At 66.0% G+C, this 2,088-nt stretch carries 3 protein-coding genes; all 3 read left to right on the top strand.

The features are described 5' to 3' along the window. Window positions 1-382, top strand: a 382-nt coding sequence (locus VIM19_07035; protein ID HEY5184648.1) for a TMEM175 family protein, incomplete at its 5' end; no start/stop codon positions are given. A 14-nt stretch (window positions 383-396) separates the two neighbouring features. After that, on the top strand, window positions 397-546 hold the full coding sequence (locus VIM19_07030) for a hypothetical protein (protein HEY5184647.1): 150 nt from the start codon (window positions 397-399) through the stop codon (window positions 544-546). 575 nt (window positions 547-1,121) lie between these two features. Then, a partial coding sequence (locus VIM19_07025; protein HEY5184646.1) for a M20/M25/M40 family metallo-hydrolase occupies window positions 1,122-2,088 on the top strand: 967 nt, incomplete at its 3' end.

The raw sequence follows: 2,088 nt of genomic DNA, 5'->3' as shown, positions 1-2,088 counted from the left end.
GGTGCCGCCCCACCTGTCGCAGGAGTCGTTCCCAGCGCTCGTCGAAGAGCTTCGTCCCACCTTCGTGGCGTGGGTGGCCAGCTTCCTGATCACCGGGATGTACTGGGTAGGGCACCGTGATGTCTTCGCCCGGGTCCGCTTCGTCAACCGCGACCTTGTGTGGCTGAACCTGCTCTTCCTGCTCCCAGCAAGCCTCATCCCCTTCGCCGCCTCGGTGTTGGGGCAGTATCCGGACGAGTCGTTTGCGCTCCGCATCTACGGCGTCGTGATGATCGCAGCGTCCCTGATGAGCCTCGCCCTCTACGGATACGTGATCCGACATCCGGGCCTCTGCTGTGGGCGGGCGAGGTCAGCGGCCGGTCGTGGGTCGGATACCTGCTGATCGTCTCGCCCATCGTGGTCTACGCGATCGCCATGGCCCTGGCCGACGCGTCGACGTCGGCGAGCGTGGTCCTGTTCCTGTCCGTCCCGGTCCTCTATTTCCTGCTGGTCACGATCCTGCGAGTACGACACGAGACACAGGCCCAGACCGATGACTTCTTCTGACGCTGAACTCGACGGCATCGACTGGTCGGCGCGTATCCGTGTCGGGGCGTCGATCAACCAGACGGGTGTTTCCAGAGCGGTTGTCGGGTTGGTTTTTCGGGTGATGGCGTGGTTTCTGCGTATCCGTTTCTGACAATGATCCCGATGGCGGCCAGGGAGAACGGAGCGGGCGCACCCAAGAGGAAGCCCACCGTTGGTACCACCCACACGGAGGCTGTCTTCGTGGCGTTCCCTGGCTTGGTTTCCGTCTGCCGCCTTGGTACCAACTGGATCTGGATCTGTTCGGGTCCGAACCGAGCAGGTGAAATGACCCCTTTATGGGGTCCTAAATTTGGGGGTCACCTTGACGCGTCCTGCGAGGGGTCATGTCGGCCCGGGGAAATGCCTGGGAGACGGCAGTTGTCGGGCAGCCAAACATACTGCGAATTTGACGTGCGCAGGATTCGCGGGCAACCCCGGACAAGTGCATAATCCGGCTCAATCTCAGCGGGCGACTCAGAGGTGTCGCCGCAGCTAGTAGGAGGGGTGCGGCCATGTCTGAACTTCTTCATCGTGGTGAGCGGGTCCGAGAGCTGATGCCCGACTTGACCCGCGATCTTGTCGAACTGGTGGCGGTGCCATCGGTGTCGCTGCGTGGCTATCCGGCGTCGACTCATGGTCCGTTGCTGCGGGCTCGTGATCTGGTGGCGCGGCTGCTCAGCGATGCGGGCTGCGCCGTGGCGTCGATCGAGCTGCCAGAGACTGCGCCCGTTGTCTTCGGGGAGATCACGGCACCGCCGGGCGCGCCCACGGTGCTGCTGTACAGCCATTACGACGTGGTGCCCGCCGGGGACGAGAGCCTGTGGGAAACACCACCGTTCGAGCCGACGATTCGTGACGGGGCGCTGGTCGGGCGGGGAACGGCCGACACAAAGTCGAACATCGCGGCCATCGTGGGGGCGATCAGGGCGTGGGACGGGCGGCCACCGGTCGGCGTGAAGGTAGTCATCGAGGGCATGGAGGAAGTCGGCGGGGCCGCGTTCACCAGCTACCCGCCGCAGGACCCGGCTCGGTTCGCAGCCGATGTGATGCTGATCGCCGACCTGGGCAACGTGCGTCCGGGGATCCCGACGCTGACGGTCGCGCTGCGGGGCATGGCCAACGTGGTGGTCGAGGTCCGGACCCTGGCTTCGGCCAAGCACAGCGGACAGTACGGCGGGGCAGCCCCCGACGCGCTGATCGCGATACTGCATGCGTTGGCGACGTTGCACGACGTGAACGGTGACGTCGCGGTGGCGGGTCTGCGCCGGGAAGAGTGGACCGGGGGCGGCCTGGACGAGGCCGAGTTCCGTGAGCTGGCCGAGGTCGCCGACGGGGTTCCGCTGATCGGCACCGGCACGTTGGGCTCCCGGGTGTGGTCAGGTCCGGCGATCACCGTGATCGGGGTGGACGTACCCGGCGTCGACGACGCCCTCAACGCGGTGTCGCCATACGCCAGGGCCAAGCTGAACGTGCGCGTCCACCCGCAGCAGGACCCCCGCGAGGCCCAGCAGGCCGTGGTAC

The organism is Actinomycetes bacterium (assembly GCA_036510875.1).
Classification (GTDB): Bacteria; Actinomycetota; Actinomycetes; order Prado026; family Prado026; genus DATCDE01.
This window is presented reverse-complemented; position numbering and strand designations above follow the sequence as displayed.